We start from the raw sequence: 15,664 nt of genomic DNA, 5'->3' as shown, positions 1-15,664 counted from the left end.
AGGTGGTGGCCAGGGGATCGGATCTCACTGCGAGGGGCTTTTCAGCTGCCCTCTTCCGGCCAAGACACAGCTTTCCCGGAGCCGGCCGGGGAGTCAACGAACGCCCGCGGCCACTCGAACGGCCCAGCGGGAACGTCAGAAGCCCCGCACTCCGGAGACCGGAGTACGGGGCTTCTGACCAGGGATTACATGGGGGTGTGGGGATGCCGGCGTCAACCTCGGGCGGGCTTGATCGACATGGAGTGGCGGAAGAAGTCGGAGGGGTCGTACTTCCTCTTCACCTGCTGCAGGCGCGGGTAGTTGTCCTTGTAGTAGAGCGTCTGCCACGGCACACCGGACCTGTTGCGGCTCGGGTCGGTGACGTCGCGGTCGGGGTAGTTGATGTAGCAGCCGTCGGTGCTCTCGTCGATCAGCGGTACGCCACCGGTCGCCGAGAAGAAGTCCTCGTACAGGTCGCGCAGCCAGCCCAGGTAGTACCCGTCCTCGCCTTCGTCCTGCCAGAAGGTCTGGAAGCACATCTTGAAGATGGACGAGCGCTGCGCGTTCGCCGTCGCGTCGGGTGCCATGGCGTTGACCTGCCCGCCGAAGGAGAAGAGCACCAGCATGGTGTCCGGGTTCTTGAAGTCCGGCCGGCTCATGTACCGGTAGAGCGCGGAGATCTGATGGTCGGTGAAGTTCGCGCGCATGTAGGCGGACTTGTGCGCGCCGCGTGAGGTCGGATCGGTGATGACCGGGTTGTTGGTGCCGACCAGTCTGGTCGCCTGGAGCCAGGGCAGGGTCCTGGGCTCCGCGAGCTGTGGCATGGCGGGCAGTTCGCCGGTGGGGCGGGTGAGTGCCTTGGGGGTGACGCCCGTACCGGCCGTGATGGCCGCAAGATAGTCGTCGAGGAGTCTTCTCGCGTTCGGCACGGTCGCGTCGACCTGGGTGAACATGCCGAGGCTGCCGTGCGCCTTGGAGCTGACGTTGAACAGGCTGGAGAGGTCGCGGTAGGGGGAGTCGGGGGCGCTGTTGGCGGCGTGCCAGGCGCCGAAGTTCTTCAGCAGCCGGGTGAACTTCGCCTCCGTCAACTGCTCCCAGGGGAAGTCGACGGCGCTGACCAGTACCTTCGACGGCGGGGATATCAGCTGTTCGGAGGGTTCGGAGCCCTTCGCGCCCGGGGAGCGGAACCAATAGCGGGTCACCAGGCCGAAGTTTCCGCCGCCCCCGCCGGTGTGCGCCCACCACAGCTCCCGGTGCGGATCGTTCTTCTCCCGGGTCGCGACGACGGTGCGTACGCCGCCCTTCCCGTCGGTCACCACCACTTCGACGGCGTAGAGGTGGTCGACGACCAGGCCGTGGGCCCGGGAGAGCAGGCCGTAGCCGCCGCCCGCTATGTGCCCGCCGGCTCCGACGCTGTAGCAGATGCCGCCGGGGATGGTGACGCCCCAGCCCTTGTACAGGGCCTCGTACACGTTGATCAGGCGGGCGCCCGCCTCGACGACGAACGCGCGGAACTTCGGGTCGTAGCCGACGTGCGTCATCTCCGAGAAGTCGATGATGACCTGGGTGGCGGAGTGGGCGGCGAAGTCGGCGAAGCAGTGACCGCCGCTGCGCACCGAGACCCGCTTGCCCGCCCGGACCGCGTCTCTCAGCGCGCGTTCGGCGTCCGCGGTCGAGCGGACCATCTTGATGTACTCCGGGCGGGCCACGAACCGCTGGTTGTTGCCGGTGGTGAGCATTTCGTAGCGCGGATCCCCCGGCCTGACGACGGATCCGGTCCCGGCGGCCGCGGCGCGGGCGGCGTCGCCGGAGGGGCTGGGCGCGGCTGCCGCCGCGTGCCCGGACAGGGCGCCGGCCACCGCCGCGCCTCCGACGACGGCCGCGCCACGGGTGAGCATGGTCCGGCGATCGACACCGTTCATGTGCGTCTACCTCGACTTCTGTTCGACGATGGAGTGGGTGCCGAACCCGGCACCTGGTGCGTTCGTGAGTGGTGCGGTGGGGAGCCCGGTGTCGGGCCGCGGGTGCGGCTCGCCGCTCCCCCGGTTGCCGTGGCTCCTGTGGCCGCGGCGGTCGAGTCGACCGGAGAGCGCCGCGGTGCCCAGACCGGCGGCGGCCAGGCCGGCACCGATCCAGGTCGGCGAGGTCCACCCGAGGCCGTGGGCGACGGCGAGGCCGCCGAGCCAGGCGCCGAGGGCGTTGCCGAGGTTGAAGGCCGCGATGTTCGCCGCGGAGGCGAGGGCGGGGGCGCCCGCGGCCTGCTGCATCACGCGTGCCTGCAGCGGCGGCACCGTCGCGAAGCCGATCGCGCCGAAGGCGGCCAGGGTGATCGCGGCGGGCAGGGCGGCGTGCGAGGTGAACGTGAAGATCACCAGGACCAGGCAGAGCCCGCCGAGGATGAGGTACAGGCTGGGCATCAGGGCCCGGTCGGCCGCCCGGCCGCCGAGGACGTTGCCCACGCACAGTCCGACACCGAAGAGGACGAGGAGCCAGGCGACCGCGCCGTCGGAGAAGCCGGCCAGTTCCGTCATCATCGGCGCGAGGTAGGTGAAGGAGGCGAAGACCCCGCCGAAACCGAGGACGGTGGTCGTCAGCGCCAGCCACACCTGAGGTTTGCGGAAGACGGCGAGTTCGCCGCGCAACGCTCCGCGTTCCGGCGCGGGCTGCGCCGGCACCAGGGCGAGCAGACCGAGCAGTCCGACGATCCCGATGCCGGTGACCGCCCAGAAGGTCGAACGCCAGCCGAACTCCTGGCCCAGGAAGGTGCCCAGGGGTACGCCGAGCACGTTGGCCAGGGTGAGGCCGGTGAACATCAGGGCGATGGCGCTCGCCCGCCGGTCGGGTGCCACCAGGTCGGCGGCGACGACGGATCCGATCCCGAAGAACGCGCCGTGCGTGAGGGCGGCGATCAGCCGCCCGCCCATGAGTGCGGTGTAGTCGCCGGCCAGGGCGCAGAGCAGGTTGCCGGCGATGAAGACGGCCATGAGGACGACGAGCATGGTCTTGCGCGGCAGCCGGGCACCGGCCGCGGTCATCAGCGGTGCGCCGACGACCACGCCGAGGGCGTAGCCGGTGACCAGCATGCCGGCGGAGGGGATGGACACGGACAGGTCGTCGGCGACCTCCGGGAGGAGACCGACGATGACGAACTCGGTCGTCCCGATGCCGAAGGCACCGATGGCGAGGGCGAGGAGGGAAGCGCGCATCGGCCCGGTCAGACCTGTCGCAGGGCGCCGCCGTCGACGCTCCACTCGGCGCCGGTGACCTGCCCCGCGAGGGGTGAGAGCAGGTACGCGACGACGCCGGCGACATCGTCGGGGGTGCCGATGCGGCCGGTGGGGAGTCGGCGGACCTCACGGATGAAGTGGTCGACGGCCTCGTCGGCCGGGAGGCCGAACCGCTCGCCGAGCTGCTCGGCGAAGCCGCCGGGGGCGTCGAAGAGCGCGGTCCGGGTGGGCCCGGGAGAAACCACGTTGGAGCGTACGCCGCGGGGGCCGAACTCCGCGGCGAGGGACTTGGAGAGGGAGAGCAGTGCCGTCTTGGTGGCGGCGTAGTCGACGATGCCCGGGTCGGGGAATCGGGCGGCCTCGCTCGCGATGTGCACGAGGGCGCCCGCTCCGCTGTCCAGGAGCGCGGGGAGGGCCGCACGGGTCATGCGGACCAAGGAGTGGAAGTTGACCTCGAAGGTGCTCTTCCACTGCTCGTCGGTCACGTCGAGGAAGCCGGTACGGGACCGGAGCGCGCCGACGTTGTTGACGAGGCCGTCGAGCCGGCCGTGGCGTTCGATGACCGTGTCGGCCACGTGGCGGGCGGCGTCGGGGTCGGTGAGGTCGGCGGCGACGGTGCTGACCCGGTCGCCGAGGCCTTCGGTGTTCCAGGGTTTGCGGGCGACGCCGACGACGGTGGCGCCTTCGGCGGCCAGGAGGCGGACGGTTGCCTCGCCGATTCCGGACGACGCGCCGGTCACGAGGTACACGCGGTCTTCGATACGGAGGTCCATCACGTTCCTTGAGAAGAGGAGACCTGGGGAGGAGACCTGGGGAGGGGGCGCCCCGGCACGGTCGGGGGAAGGAGGCCGTGCCGGGGCGCCTCTGGGGGGGGAAGGGCCGGTCAGGGAGTTCAGCCGGTGGCGGCGGGATCCTTCGCGGCCTTGTTCCGGAGGAAGAGGACGGTGGTGAGGATGCCGACCACGACGATCACGGTGTTGACGATGACCGCGGTCGTGATGCCGGCGTGGATGTCGGTGTGGGCGGCGGCGACCGCGGACATGATCGGGGTGCCCATGGTGATGCCGATCTGCTGGGTCATGGTCGCCAGACCCGTCGCCATGCCCTGCTCGTGGTCCGGCAGACCTGTCGTCGCCGTCACCATGAACCCGACGATCACCAGCATGTTGCCGACGCCACCGGCGAACGTCGCCGCCAGCAGCAGCCACATCGACGCCGACGTCTCCCCCAGCGCCACCAGGCTCAATGTCGCGACGGCCTGCAACACACCACCGATGATGAGGGTGCTGCGGGTGTTCGTCGCCGCGATGACCCGCGGTGCGATCGAACCACCGATCACGGTGCCTACACCCAGCACACCGAAGGACAGACCCGCCGTCAGCGGCGAGAAGTCCAGGACCTCCTGGAGGTACAGGGTCATCAGGAACACCAGGCTGGTCTCCGTCAGGAACGCGATCAGACCCGCGATGTTGCCCCACGCCACCGTCTTCTTCTTCAGCACCGACACCGGCACGAGCGGGTCCGAGCTCTTCGATTCGATGGCGTAGAACGCCACCAGCAGCACCGCACCCGCGGCCAGCCAGCCCAGCGCCGACGGAGCGCCCCAGCCGTGCTCACCGGCCTGCGTCAGCCCGTAGATCAGCGCCAGCAGACCCAACGTCACGGCCGTCGCACCCGGCACGTCCAGCTTCGGACGCACCTGCGGACGCGACTCCTTGATCACGGTCGGAGCGATGAACAACACCGCGAGCGCCACCGGGACGTTGATGAAGAACGCCCACCGCCACGACAGCAGATCCGTCAGGACACCACCCAGGATCGCGCCCGTCGTGAACCCCGCCGACATCAGAGCACCGTTGAGACCCAGCGCCTTCTGACGCAACGGCCCCTCCGGGAACGACGTCGTCAACAGCGACAGACCCGCCGGCGTCACCGCCGCCGTCGCGAGGCCCTGGAACACGCGCGCCGCGATCAGCATCTCCGGCGAGGTCGCCAGACCACCCACGAGCGAGGACAGGCCCAGCACCGCCAAACCCACCAGGAACAACCGGCGCCGACCGAACAGGTCCGCCACCCGACCGAACAACAGCGTGAAACCCGCCGCGCACAACGCGAACGACGTCGCGATCCACTGCAGATTCGACAACGAGAAACCGAGCCCGTCACCGATCACCGGCAACGCCACGTTCAGAATCGAGAAATCGACCGCCAGCATGAACTGCGCCACCAGCAGCACCACGAGAACCAGCTTGAGACGCCCGTCCAGCCGAACAGGCCCCGCTGCTCCTTCCCCCTCCCCTGAACCCGCGTCAACACGCGCTCCCTCGACAACCGACATCGCCATACATCCTTTCGATCACAACTGAGGCCTTCCGACTCGAAGGCCGGTACTCGCCGGGGAAGCCGGCTCAAGCAGGGGTGTGCGCCGAGGCCCGGCGCCGGAGTTCTTCGGACAGTTCCTGCCAGTCCTGTGCGCACTGGGCGGCCGCGGCGGCCGCCGTCTCCACGCGGTACGGGGGTATCGCGGCGACGATCCGCTCCCACTGACGCAGTCCGCTCACCTGGAGGTCGAGCATGCGGAGCAGGAGCCTGCCCGCATCGCTCAGCCTGAGCAGGGGGTCCTTGCACAGGCTGCCGACGAGGGCGGGCAGTGGCTGCCCCCGGACCCGGGCGGGTACCGGGGGCGGTGCGGGGGCCGGGGTGGTGCCGGAGCGCCGCTGGGCGGCCGGTACGGGGTCCGCGCCCGCTCCCATCCGGCGTCGTACGTCCCGCACGGTCGAGGGTGCGATGCCCGCCTCCCGTGCGATCTGGCGCAGCGACGCGGTGGGCCGGCCGGCCATCAGTCGGGCCGCGGTCTCCCGGCCGCGGACCGGATCGGCCGGCCGGACGCGGCCGTCCTGGCCGACGCGTCCCGGTGGGGCGGGCCCGGGCACCTCGCGGCGTCGTAGCGCCCCGACGGTCTTGCCCGCCAGTCCGGTCCGCCGCGCGATACCGCGGTCGGACCACTCCGGGTGGGACCGCAGGATCCGTAGCGCCGCCGCGGTCCGTTCCGCGTGGGTGAGCGGGAGCCCGTGACTGATGTTGGCCTCGACCGAGAGCACGAACGCGTCCTCGGCGCTGCCGTCGAAGTACGTCACTCCCACCGTGTCCTGCCCGCGCAGTACGGCGGCCCGTAACCGGTGCGTGCCGTCGATGATCCGCATGGTGGGGCGGTGCACGAGCAGCGGCGGCAGTGTCCAGCCGGATTGTGCGAGGGCCTGTGCGTGGCTCTCGTCGACCTGGACGGTGCGGGGGGAATCCGCGGCGAGCAGGGCGCCGACCGGCACCTCGGTGACGACGTCGGGGGTCCGCGTCGCGTGCCGTGGGTTCGGCTGGTCCATGAGGTTCACCTCCTTGTCTGCACTCGGTGCTTCGTGGACCGCTCCGTTCGGTGGGGCGGCCTCGGAGAAGAAATTACGTAATTACCGTTCGGTAACCCATCGGGAAGGCGAACCCCGTTGAGATCTGGGCAAGTTGACGAAGGAGTGCCAGGTGGGGTGGGCGACCGCGGAAGTTCCCCGGTCGCCCACCGAACGACCGCTCAGACCCCGACGAGCTCTTCCGCCCGTACGAACTCCCGCAGCCAGGCGAGGAATTCGGGGCCCAGGTCGGCGCGTTCGCAGGCGAGCCGGACCGTCGCGCGCAGGTACTCGGCGCGGTCCCCGGTGTCGTAGCGCCGGCCGGAGAAGACGATGCCGTGCACAGGGCGCCCGGCCCGGACCAGTGTGCGCAGCGCGTCCGTGAGCTGGATCTCGCCGCCCCGCCCCGGGGCGGTGTTCCGCAGGACCTCGAAGATCTCGGGGTCGAGGAGGTAGCGGCCGATGACGGCCAGGTTGCTGGGCGCGGTGCCGGGTTCCGGCTTCTCCACCAGCTCGGTGATGCGTACGCCGTCACCGCCCGCCGACCGGTCGACCGCGGCGCATCCGTACAGGTGGATCGCCTGCGGGTCCACCTCCATGAGGGCCACGACACTGCCACCGAGCCGCTCCCGCACCTCGGCCATCCGGGCGAGCAGGGGGTCACGGGGGTCGATCAGGTCGTCGGCCAGGAGGACGGCGAAGGGCTCCCGGCCGACGTGGGGCGCGGCGCACAGGACGGCGTGCCCGAGACCTTTGGGGTCGCGCTGCCGTACGTAGTGGATGTCGGCGAGTTCGGTGGAGGCGCGGACGCTCCTGAGTTTGTCCTGATCACCCCGGCGCCGGAGGGCTTCCTCCAGCTCGTGATTACGGTCGAAGTGGTCCTCCACCGCCCGCTTGTTGCGGCCGGTGACCATCAGGATGTCGGACATCCCCGCCGCCACGGCCTCTTCCACCACGTACTGGATGGCCGGCTTGTCGACGACCGGAAGCATTTCCTTCGGGGTGGCCTTGGTCAGCGGGAGGAATCGCGTGCCGAGTCCCGCGGCGGGGATCACTGCTTTGGCTATCCGGTGAGGTGTGGAATTCATGTCACCGACGTTAGGGCGCAGCGCACTCCGACGGCTTGAATTGCCCTGCCATTCTTCCTACTTGGGCAATTCCAATTCCGGATCCGTCCGGGCCGTGATGCCCCGACGGATGAGTCGCCACAGCTCCCTGAGCTCGCCGGCCACCGCGCCGGGGCCCTCTCCCCGACCCCGGCGCACCCGGGTGACGACACCGCCCACCAGATGCGCCGTCAGCAGGGCGACCGGGCACGGGTCGACCTCGGGATCCAGCTGACCCTGCTCCGCGGCCTGCTTCAGCAGCTCCTTGACGTCAGGGAGCCAGCAGCCGCACCAATCGGGTCCGGCGCCCACCCGCTCCTGGGTCAGCCGTGCCGCGGCGCGCACGGCCGCGTCCGTCTCGATCAGGCGGCCGAGGGCGAGGACGAGCGCGGAAACGGTGTCCAGCGCCGGGCCGCCGCGGGCCGTCACCCCCTCGACCACTCTGCGGGTGGCGGCCCGCCCCGAATCCTCGACGGCGGAAGCCAACTCCCCTTTCGCCGCGAAGTGAAAGGTGAGGGCTCCGATCGAAATCCCGGCGGAACGGCTCAACCGGGAAAGCGACGTCCCGTCGTACCCATTGCGGTCGAATTCAGCGGCGGCCACCGAGATCAGATGATTACGGGTGCGTACGCCGCGCTCTTGCTTCACCACTGCGCTATCACTGCCATCCAGGTCGTTCCTCACTCGCCATCGCGCCCCGTACGGAGCTGGCGACCTCCAGCGTCACCCGGACGCCGACCGTCGACAACGCGGACTTGACGAAGAAGCGCCCGTGCCCCGCCTCCCGGGGAGCGGCCCGGCGCGACCCCGGCACGGACACCGCGGGCCTCCACCTCCAACGTGCCGAAGTCGGGGGCGGAGCGCCATGGGTTCGCTAGAAAAAAAACGAACGTTCTGTATTCTGTAACTACTACCGACGGCGCACGCCGACGTCCGCAGTGGAGGGGGAACAGATGACGGCACGGACGAGGACCCGAGCCCTGACTGCCGGTGACACCGCCCTGGCCGACTTCACGGAACGCCTCTTCGGTCACTTACCGAGAGCCGACCAGCGCCGCTGGGCCCGGGTCTACCTGCAAGGACTGCTCACCACCCCGGGAAAGAAGTCCGTACGGCGGCTCGCGGCATCCGTCACCGAGTCGCCCACGGCCTCCCAGTCCCTGCAGCAGTTCATCAACGCGAGCCCGTGGGACTGGACCCCGGCCCGCACCGAACTGCTCCGCTGGGTGGAGGAACGACATCCCGTACGGGCCTGGACGATCGGGCAGGTGTGCTTCCCCAAACGTGGCGAGCACTCGGTCGGCGTGCACCGCCGCTTCGACCCCGTCGCCGGACGCATCGTCAACTGCCAGCTGGGCTTCTGCCTCTTCCTGTCCCTGGACGACGGCATGAGCGTGCCCGTGGACTGGCGGCTGGCGCTCCCCGAGGCCTGGGTGGCGGATCCCGTCCTGCGCCGCCGGGCGCGCATCTCCCCCGAGGCCGTCCACCAGAGCCCGGAGGCTCTCGTCCTGGAACTCGTCGAATCGATCGCCGCCCGTACCTCGTCGGCGCGTCCGCCCGTGGTCGCCGATCTCAGCCGCCTCGCCGGCGCCGCCGCGCTGATCGGCGTACTCGGCCGCCGCGGGCACGACTTCCTGGTCTCCGTACCCCCGACCCTCGCGGTACGGGCCGCCGCCCTGACCCACGGGGGCGACCCCGCGCGCAGGCCGGGGCGCGGCGGGACCACCGCGGGCGACTTCGCCCGCCTGGGCAACACCAGCCACCCGTACTCCGCGCCGCTCGCCGGCCCCGACGCGCGGCCGCAGCGGCAGCTCATCCACTCGGCGCTGGTCCGGCTGCCGGAAGGGGACGCGGCCGGGCGGGGGGCGCAGCAGATCTATCGGCTGTTCGGTGAGCGGCGGCCGGGCCGGCAGGGCGGCGGACCCGTCTGGCTCACCAACATGAACCGCCACCGGATGGACGACCTGCTGCACCTGGTGCGGCGGTCGGCCCGGTCCACGGCGGTGCTCGGCTCGCTGGCCGACGAGTTCGGGCTCCTCGACTTCGAGGGGCGGTCCTTCCCGGGCTGGCACCACCACATGACGCTGATGTCGGCGGCGTACGCCTACGCGTATGCGGTGCGGGGGCGGGAGGGGGAGCGGGGGGAGCTCGGGCAGCGGTCCGCCTGAGCGGCGCGGCGCGGCTTCGGGGATCCCGGCCGCGCCGGGCACCGGGCTCCGCCCGGACCCGCGCCTCGAACGCCGGCGAGGCTGGAATCGGCGGAGCCCGGCTCCCGGGTGCGGACCGGACCTGCGCCTCGAACGACGGCGGGGCTGGAATCGGCGGAGCCCGACGCCCGGGTGTGGGACCGCGTGGGGTCAGGCGCGGATGAGGGCCAGGGCCTCGTCGCGGACCTTCGCCAGGGTGGCCTCGTCCCGCGCCTCCACGTTCAGACGCAGCAGCGGCTCGGTGTTGGAGGCACGGACGTTGAACCACCAGTCCTCGCCCGTCACCGTGAGACCGTCGAGCTCGTCCAGGGTGACACCCTCGGTGTCGCCGTACGCGGCCTTCACCGCCGCCAGACGGGCCGCCTGGTCACCGACCGTCGAGTTGATCTCCCCCGAGCCCGCATACCGGTCGTAGGAGGCCACCAGCGCCGACAACGGACCGTCCTGACTTCCCAGCGCCGCCAGCACGTGCAGCGCCGCCAGCATGCCCGTGTCCGCGTTCCAGAAGTCCTTGAAGTAGTAGTGCGCCGAGTGCTCGCCACCGAAGATCGCACCCGTCCTCGCCATCTCCTCCTTGATGAAGGAATGACCGACACGGGTGCGGACCGGGGTGCCGCCGTTCTCCCGGACGACCTCCGGCACCGACCACGAGGTGATCAGATTGTGGATCACCGTGCCCGAACCACCGTTACGGGCCAGCTCACGCGCCGCGACGAGGGCGGTGATCGCCGACGGGGACACACCGACGCCGCGTTCGTCCACGATGAAACAGCGGTCCGCGTCGCCGTCGAACGCGATCCCCAGATCCGCGGCCTCCGCCACCACACGGGCCTGCAGATCCACGATGTTCTTCGGGTCCAGCGGGTTCGCCTCGTGGTTCGGGAACGTCCCGTCCAGCTCGAAGTACATCGGAACGACATCGAGCGGCAGGCCGTCGAAGACGGTCGGGACGGTGTGACCACCCATCCCGTTGCCCGCGTCCACGACGACCTTCAACGGACGGATCGACGCCAGGTCCACCAGACCCTTCAGGTGCGCGGCATAACCGGGAAGGGAGTCCTGCTCCGTGACCGTGCCCGGAACCGTGCCTCCGGCGATCGCCGGCACACCCTCGTCCGACCACTTCTCCACCAGCTCACGGATCTGCGACAGTCCCGTGTCCTGACCCACCGGAGCCGCACCCGCACGACACAACTTGATGCCGTTGTACCGCGCCGGATTGTGCGACGCCGTGAACATCGCACCCGGCAGACCCGACGAACCCGACGCGTAGTACAGCTGATCCGTCGAACACAACCCGATCAACGTCACATCCACACCCCGCGCCGCCGCACCCCGCGCGAACGCCGCCGACAGACCCGGCGACGACGGACGCATGTCATGACCGATCACGATCGCCGCGGCGCCCACGACCTCCACGAACGCGGCACCGAACAGCTCGGCCAGGGACTCGTCCCACTCGTCCGGCACGACACCACGCACGTCGTACGCCTTGACGATGTTCGAAAGGTCGGGCATTTCCACTCCTTCAGGGGGGACCGGCTGTGCTTCGGACGCTACCCGCCGCCCGGCTCGACACAGCCCGTCCACGCCCCATCCCGCCGAGGCTTTGGCAGATCGGCGTCAGCCCGGGGCCACCCCGCCTCTCTCCCGGTACCACCGCGCCGCCGAGCCGAGCCGGCTCAGCGGGCCGGGCCCCGGTGCGATGCCGGCGCGTTCCCATGCCGCGTCGGCGCGGTACCAGTGGTCACCGGCCAGCAGGGTGAACTGACGCTCGCTCACCCATCCGGGGGTCGCGGCCAGGGCGTCGAGGCATCTGCGCCACGACCAGTCGGCCTCGGGCCGCGCCGGCAGCACCCGGTGAGCGGCGAGGGCGTCCATGAGGTCGCGGTTGCGCACCGGTTCCGGGTGGTGTGCGTGCAGGACGCCCGGGGCGTCGCTCTCGGCGCCATCGGCGAAGGCGAGCGCCACGATGAGCCGGGCCAGGTCGTCGACGTCGACGAAGGAGGCACGTCCCGCCCCTCCGTCCCACCCCGCCGGTACGCGCCGGAAGGCGTCGACGAGAGCCGGTACGGCCCACCGGTCGCCCTTTCCCAGCACGAGCCCCGCGCGCAGGACCAGTCCCCCCGCGTCGAGCACCGCCTCTTCCCCCGCCAGCCGGCCGGCGCTGGCCGCGGATACCGGGGCGGGCGTCAACTCGCCGACGTCCTGCCCCCGATGGGGTCCGGGTCCGTACACCGCGCAGGTGGACAGGTGGATGATCCGCCCGACTCCGGCCCGCCGGGCCTCGGCCATCAGGGCAGCGGTTCCGGCGGAGTTGACGGCGGTGCACCGCTCCGCGTCCGGTCCGACGTAGGAGGCCAGGGACAGCAGCACGTCCGCACCGTCGCACACCCCGCGCAGGGACGGTCCGTCGGCCAGGTCCGCGCCCTTCCAGTGCGCCCCGGGTAATCCCGCCGGAGGCTGCGTACGGGACACCGCACGCACCATGGCTCCCTGACTCCCCCGGCTCCCCCGGTCTCCGGGGCCCTGTTCGGCCAGTCGACGCAGCACCGCCGAGCCCACGAAGCCCGTCGCGCCGGTGACGACGACGTGACGGGTGCTCAAGCCCCCTTCTCCGATGCCGACCTGGACCTGCGCTTCGGCGCCGGGGCCTGCTGCGGCTCCGGCTTCGGGTCCGCCGCCGGCTCGGGCGTGGGCTCGCTCGGCGGCAGCGTCAGGCGCAGTCCGTCGCGGATGTCGTCGGCGGCCACCGCGGGCAACAGGTAGCGCCACAGGGAGGCGATCCGCTGCGGCAGGTCGACCCGGCCGGTGGACGCCTGGGAGAAGAGCTGCGCCCCGGTGAAGGAGCTGACCAGCACCCAGGCCAGTTCGTGGTCGTCGACGTCCGGCTGGAGCTCGCCCTTGGCCCGGGCGAAGCGCAGCTGCTGGCGGAACTCCAGTACCCAGGCCTGGTAGGCCACGTCGTCGCGGAGGCCGAACTCGCCCTGTTCCACGGCCAGTCGGACGCCTGCGCGGAGCACCGGATTGTGGCGGAGCTGCTCGGCGAGGTAGAGCGTGATGTCCACCAGGTGCTGCAGGCCGTCCTCCCCGGCGGGGAACTCCAGGCCGTCGCCCTGGCCGACCATGACGGCGTAGGCGAGCTCCTCCTTCGAGCTGAAGTGGAAGTACATCCCGCCCTGCGTGACGTCCGCCCGCTTCATGATCTTGCTGATGCTGGCTCCGCTGAAGCCGAACTCGTCGAAGACCTCCGCCGCGGCCCGCAGGATGGCGGCTTTGGTCTGAACTGCCCTGAGTTGAGGGGCGCGTTGCTGCTTTCGTTCTGACATGGGCACCTAACTAATCTCGACAAAAAAAACGAACATCCTTTATTTTAGGACCTGCGCCGAACAAGCACCAGCTCATGTCCGACGTCCAGGGGGGCTCCACCATGACCGTGTCCACCGATCGTTCCGCCTCACCCGTCGCCGCGCTCAGCAGCGCCTTACCTCGGGAGTACGTACACAAGAGCGCACACTCGGAAGTCCTGCTCACCGGATGGCGCACCGTCGCGCCTGACGAGTTCGTCGTCACCGCCCAATGGCCCCGCACCCACAGCTTCTACACGCCGGACGAGGGCCACCACGATCCCCTGCTCCTCGCCGAAACGGTCCGCCAGGCCATCCCGCTCCTCAGTCACGTCGCGTACGACGTCCCCTTCGGTCACCGCCAGATCTGGGACACGTTCCGCTACGCGACCGACCCCGACGCCCTCGCGGTCGGTTCGACCCCGGCCGACATCTCCCTGTACATCCGCTGCTCCGGCATCTCGCGCCGCGGTCGCAGACTCGCGGGTCTCACCATGCACGTGACCGCGACCCGCGACGGAGCGTTCCTCGGCACCGCCGAGGCCGGATTCACCAACCAGCCCGAGGCCGTCTACCAGCGCCTGCGCGGCCGGAACGCGGATCTCGCCGAGGTGGCCGCCCGCACCATCCCGCTTCCGCCCCCGCTGACCCCCCGCCGTGTGGGCCGCGACCGCTTCCACGACGTGGTCCTCTCCCCCACCAGCTCCACGCGGCGTGCCCAGCTCCGGGCCGACGTCAACCATCCGATCCTCTTCGACCACCCCGTCGACCACGCCCCGGGCATGCTGCTCCTGGAGGCCGTTCGCCAGGCCGCGTACCGATCCGCCTTCCCCCGGCGGGGAGTCCTGACCGACATGGAGATCCGCTTCTCCCGCTACGCGGAGCTGACCTCGGCCTGCTGGATCGAGACGCTCCCCAACCCCGGGGAGACGACCACCATGCCGGACCGGCATCCCGTGAGCGTCGTCGCCCACCAGAACGGCGAGGTCGTCTTCGACGCCACGGCGGCCGTCGCCACCGCGACGACCGTCCCCCTCCGCTTGCACACCGCGGGCTGACCGGCCCGTCCCCGCCGAGGAAGGACCGTCGGTGATCCGGTCGGTTCATGAGCGCGCCGGCTCATGAACCGACCGTCGGACCGGCTCCACCCCCGCGGAGGAACGACGAAGGCGCCTGATCGGGACCGTGCCCGACAGGCGCCTTCTTCCGTTCGCGCCCGAGGCCGCCTCCGCTCAGACCTCCGGTCAGACCTTCCTGACCACGCTCGACTTGAGCTGCATCGCGCCGAAGCCTTCGATCCTGCAATCGATGTCGTGGCCGTCGACGCCTTCCACCAGGCGGATGTTGCGCACCTTCGTGCCCGCCTTGATGCCCGAGGCGCTGCCCTTGACCTTGAGGCCCTTGACCACCGTCACGGTGTCGCCGTCGGCCAGCACATTGCCGACCGAGTCCTTGATCACCCGCTCCTCGGCGGCACCGCCGGACTCGCCGGGGGCGAGGGGCCACTCGTGGCCGCACTCGGGGCAGACCAGGAGCGCACCCATCTCGTAGGTGTACGCGCCCGCGCATTCGGGGCAGGGAGGCAGGGGGTTCTCAGTCACCCCGTCAGTATATTTCAGGGCCCATCGCCGCAGGTCAGCGAGCGGCGTGCCCCGGACCGGTCCGGCCCCGACCCGGGCGCCGGCCCTACGAGTGCTCCAGGGCGCGCAGCCCCCGTAGGAGCAAGGACAGCCCGAAGTCGAAGTGCGCCGCGAAGTCACCGCTCGTGAGCGTGGGCAGCACGGCGGCGAGCTGCGGATAGCGCTCGGGCTCGGCCGCGAGGCGCAGACGCTCGGGATCCGACGCCCCGCCGTCCCCCGACGGCCGGAGCGCGGCCTGCTCCTCCAGCGTGTGGCCGATGGTGAAGTGGGCCAACGCCATCAGCGAGCGCGCCGCGTCCTCCTCGCCGAAACCGGCCGTGCGCAGCACGTCGACGACCGCTTCGGCGAAGCCGAGGGTGTGGGGTCCGGTCGCGTGCGTGCCCGCGTAGACGCGCGCGCCGTCGCGACGGGCGAGCAGCGCGGTCCGCATGGCTCGGGCGAGGGTGGCCAGCCGCTCGCTCCAGTCGCCGCCGGTGTCGGTGTCGGTGGCCGCGAGGCCGGCCAGCATCCGTTCCGCCATCGCGGTCAGCAGGTCGTCCTTGGTCGCGAAGTACCGGTACAGCGCGCCGGCCTGGACGTCCATCGCGTCGGCGAGGCGGCGCATCGTCAGCGCGTCGAGGCCGACTTCGTCCAAGAGGTCCAGGGCCGTGTCGACGGTCCGGTCCCGGTCGAGGCGGGCCGGGCGACCCCGGGTCGGGGTTGACGGAGAACTCATGGACCTCACTATAGTGAACACCGTTCACGTGAACACTGTTCACTA

14 protein-coding genes are annotated in these 15,664 nt (G+C 70.8%); 2 read left to right on the top strand and 12 right to left on the bottom strand.

Annotation, left to right across the window (positions count from 1 at the left end):
* Nucleotides 1-212 precede the first annotated feature (212 nt).
* The 7 genes from ACWG52_RS31895 to ACWG52_RS31865 form a co-directional block, all read right to left on the bottom strand.
* Nucleotides 213-1,901, bottom strand: coding sequence for an FAD-dependent oxidoreductase (locus ACWG52_RS31895; protein ID WP_390169099.1), 1,689 nt, complete (start codon nt 1,899-1,901; stop codon nt 213-215).
* Nucleotides 1,902-1,907: 6 nt separating this feature from the next.
* Entirely contained in the window at nt 1,908-3,185 is a 1,278-nt protein-coding gene (locus tag ACWG52_RS31890) for an MFS transporter (RefSeq protein ID WP_389807339.1), read from the bottom strand.
* An 8-nt stretch (nt 3,186-3,193) separates the two neighbouring features.
* A complete protein-coding gene (locus tag ACWG52_RS31885; protein ID WP_389807341.1) occupies nt 3,194-3,979 on the bottom strand; it encodes an SDR family NAD(P)-dependent oxidoreductase in 786 nt (261 codons plus the stop codon).
* Between the two features lie 119 nt (nt 3,980-4,098).
* The gene (locus tag ACWG52_RS31880; RefSeq protein WP_453126628.1) at nt 4,099-5,544 is read right to left on the bottom strand and encodes an MFS transporter; all 1,446 of its coding nucleotides are present in this window, start codon (nt 5,542-5,544) and stop codon (nt 4,099-4,101) included.
* A gap of 70 nt (nt 5,545-5,614) precedes the next feature.
* The gene (locus tag ACWG52_RS31875) at nt 5,615-6,586 is read right to left on the bottom strand and encodes a ParB/RepB/Spo0J family partition protein (RefSeq protein ID WP_389807345.1); all 972 of its coding nucleotides are present in this window, start codon (nt 6,584-6,586) and stop codon (nt 5,615-5,617) included.
* A gap of 200 nt (nt 6,587-6,786) precedes the next feature.
* On the bottom strand, nt 6,787-7,692 hold the full coding sequence (galU, locus tag ACWG52_RS31870) for a UTP--glucose-1-phosphate uridylyltransferase GalU (protein ID WP_389807346.1): 906 nt from the start codon (nt 7,690-7,692) through the stop codon (nt 6,787-6,789).
* A 57-nt stretch (nt 7,693-7,749) separates the two neighbouring features.
* Complete coding sequence (locus ACWG52_RS31865; RefSeq protein WP_390169105.1) at nt 7,750-8,394, bottom strand: TetR family transcriptional regulator; 645 nt, start codon at nt 8,392-8,394, stop codon at nt 7,750-7,752.
* 269 nt (nt 8,395-8,663) lie between these two features.
* Between ACWG52_RS31865 and ACWG52_RS31860 the strand changes: the two genes are divergently transcribed.
* Nucleotides 8,664-9,878, top strand: coding sequence for an IS701 family transposase (locus ACWG52_RS31860; RefSeq protein WP_390135655.1), 1,215 nt, complete (start codon nt 8,664-8,666; stop codon nt 9,876-9,878).
* Between the two features lie 189 nt (nt 9,879-10,067).
* Here the strand turns inward: ACWG52_RS31860 and ACWG52_RS31855 are convergent, their stop codons facing one another.
* From ACWG52_RS31855 to ACWG52_RS31845, 3 genes are all read right to left on the bottom strand, one after another.
* A complete protein-coding gene (locus ACWG52_RS31855) occupies nt 10,068-11,435 on the bottom strand; it encodes a phosphomannomutase/phosphoglucomutase (RefSeq protein ID WP_389807351.1) in 1,368 nt (455 codons plus the stop codon).
* Nucleotides 11,436-11,540: 105 nt separating this feature from the next.
* On the bottom strand, nt 11,541-12,524 hold the full coding sequence (locus ACWG52_RS31850; RefSeq protein WP_389807353.1) for an NAD-dependent epimerase/dehydratase family protein: 984 nt from the start codon (nt 12,522-12,524) through the stop codon (nt 11,541-11,543).
* The gene (locus tag ACWG52_RS31845; protein ID WP_389807355.1) at nt 12,521-13,246 is read right to left on the bottom strand and encodes a ScbR family autoregulator-binding transcription factor; all 726 of its coding nucleotides are present in this window, start codon (nt 13,244-13,246) and stop codon (nt 12,521-12,523) included. Before ACWG52_RS31845 ends, ACWG52_RS31850 begins: the two co-directional genes overlap by 4 nt.
* Nucleotides 13,247-13,320: 74 nt before the next feature.
* On the opposite strand from ACWG52_RS31845, the gene ACWG52_RS31840 reads away from it, so the two are divergent.
* Nucleotides 13,321-14,322: a ScbA/BarX family gamma-butyrolactone biosynthesis protein gene (locus ACWG52_RS31840; protein ID WP_389807357.1), complete on the top strand. Its 1,002-nt coding sequence runs from the start codon at nt 13,321-13,323 to the stop codon at nt 14,320-14,322.
* Between the two features lie 186 nt (nt 14,323-14,508).
* Here the strand turns inward: ACWG52_RS31840 and ACWG52_RS31835 are convergent, their stop codons facing one another.
* Both ACWG52_RS31835 and ACWG52_RS31830 read right to left on the bottom strand, forming a co-directional pair.
* Nucleotides 14,509-14,865 carry a zinc ribbon domain-containing protein YjdM gene (locus tag ACWG52_RS31835; protein ID WP_386230498.1) on the bottom strand — a complete coding sequence of 119 codons (357 nt, stop codon included), beginning with the start codon at nt 14,863-14,865 and terminating at the stop codon, nt 14,509-14,511.
* Between the two features lie 85 nt (nt 14,866-14,950).
* Nucleotides 14,951-15,619, bottom strand: a complete 669-nt coding sequence (locus ACWG52_RS31830; protein ID WP_389807359.1) for a TetR/AcrR family transcriptional regulator — start codon at nt 15,617-15,619, stop codon at nt 14,951-14,953.
* Nucleotides 15,620-15,664: the final 45 nt, after the last annotated feature.

The organism is Streptomyces sp. CLCI03, from assembly GCF_053615355.1.
This window is presented reverse-complemented; position numbering and strand designations above follow the sequence as displayed.

What these genes read in the sequence shown, in the direction of transcription:
- ACWG52_RS31855 (WP_389807351.1), bottom strand. Translation starts at nt 11,435, where the DNA reads ATGCCCGACCTTTCGAACATCGTCAAGGCGTACGACGTGCGTGGTGTC.
- ACWG52_RS31845 (WP_389807355.1), bottom strand. Translation starts at nt 13,246, where the DNA reads ATGTCAGAACGAAAGCAGCAACGCGCCCCTCAACTCAGGGCAGTTCAG.
- ACWG52_RS31840 (WP_389807357.1), top strand. Translation starts at nt 13,321, where the DNA reads ATGTCCGACGTCCAGGGGGGCTCCACCATGACCGTGTCCACCGATCGT.
- ACWG52_RS31880 (WP_453126628.1), bottom strand. Translation starts at nt 5,544, where the DNA reads ATGTCGGTTGTCGAGGGAGCGCGTGTTGACGCGGGTTCAGGGGAGGGG.
- ACWG52_RS31885 (WP_389807341.1), bottom strand. Translation starts at nt 3,979, where the DNA reads ATGGACCTCCGTATCGAAGACCGCGTGTACCTCGTGACCGGCGCGTCG.
- ACWG52_RS31860 (WP_390135655.1), top strand. Translation starts at nt 8,664, where the DNA reads ATGACGGCACGGACGAGGACCCGAGCCCTGACTGCCGGTGACACCGCC.
- galU (WP_389807346.1), bottom strand. Translation starts at nt 7,692, where the DNA reads ATGAATTCCACACCTCACCGGATAGCCAAAGCAGTGATCCCCGCCGCG.
- ACWG52_RS31890 (WP_389807339.1), bottom strand. Translation starts at nt 3,185, where the DNA reads ATGCGCGCTTCCCTCCTCGCCCTCGCCATCGGTGCCTTCGGCATCGGG.
- ACWG52_RS31875 (WP_389807345.1), bottom strand. Translation starts at nt 6,586, where the DNA reads ATGGACCAGCCGAACCCACGGCACGCGACGCGGACCCCCGACGTCGTC.
- ACWG52_RS31830 (WP_389807359.1), bottom strand. Translation starts at nt 15,619, where the DNA reads ATGAGTTCTCCGTCAACCCCGACCCGGGGTCGCCCGGCCCGCCTCGAC.
- ACWG52_RS31895 (WP_390169099.1), bottom strand. Translation starts at nt 1,901, where the DNA reads ATGAACGGTGTCGATCGCCGGACCATGCTCACCCGTGGCGCGGCCGTC.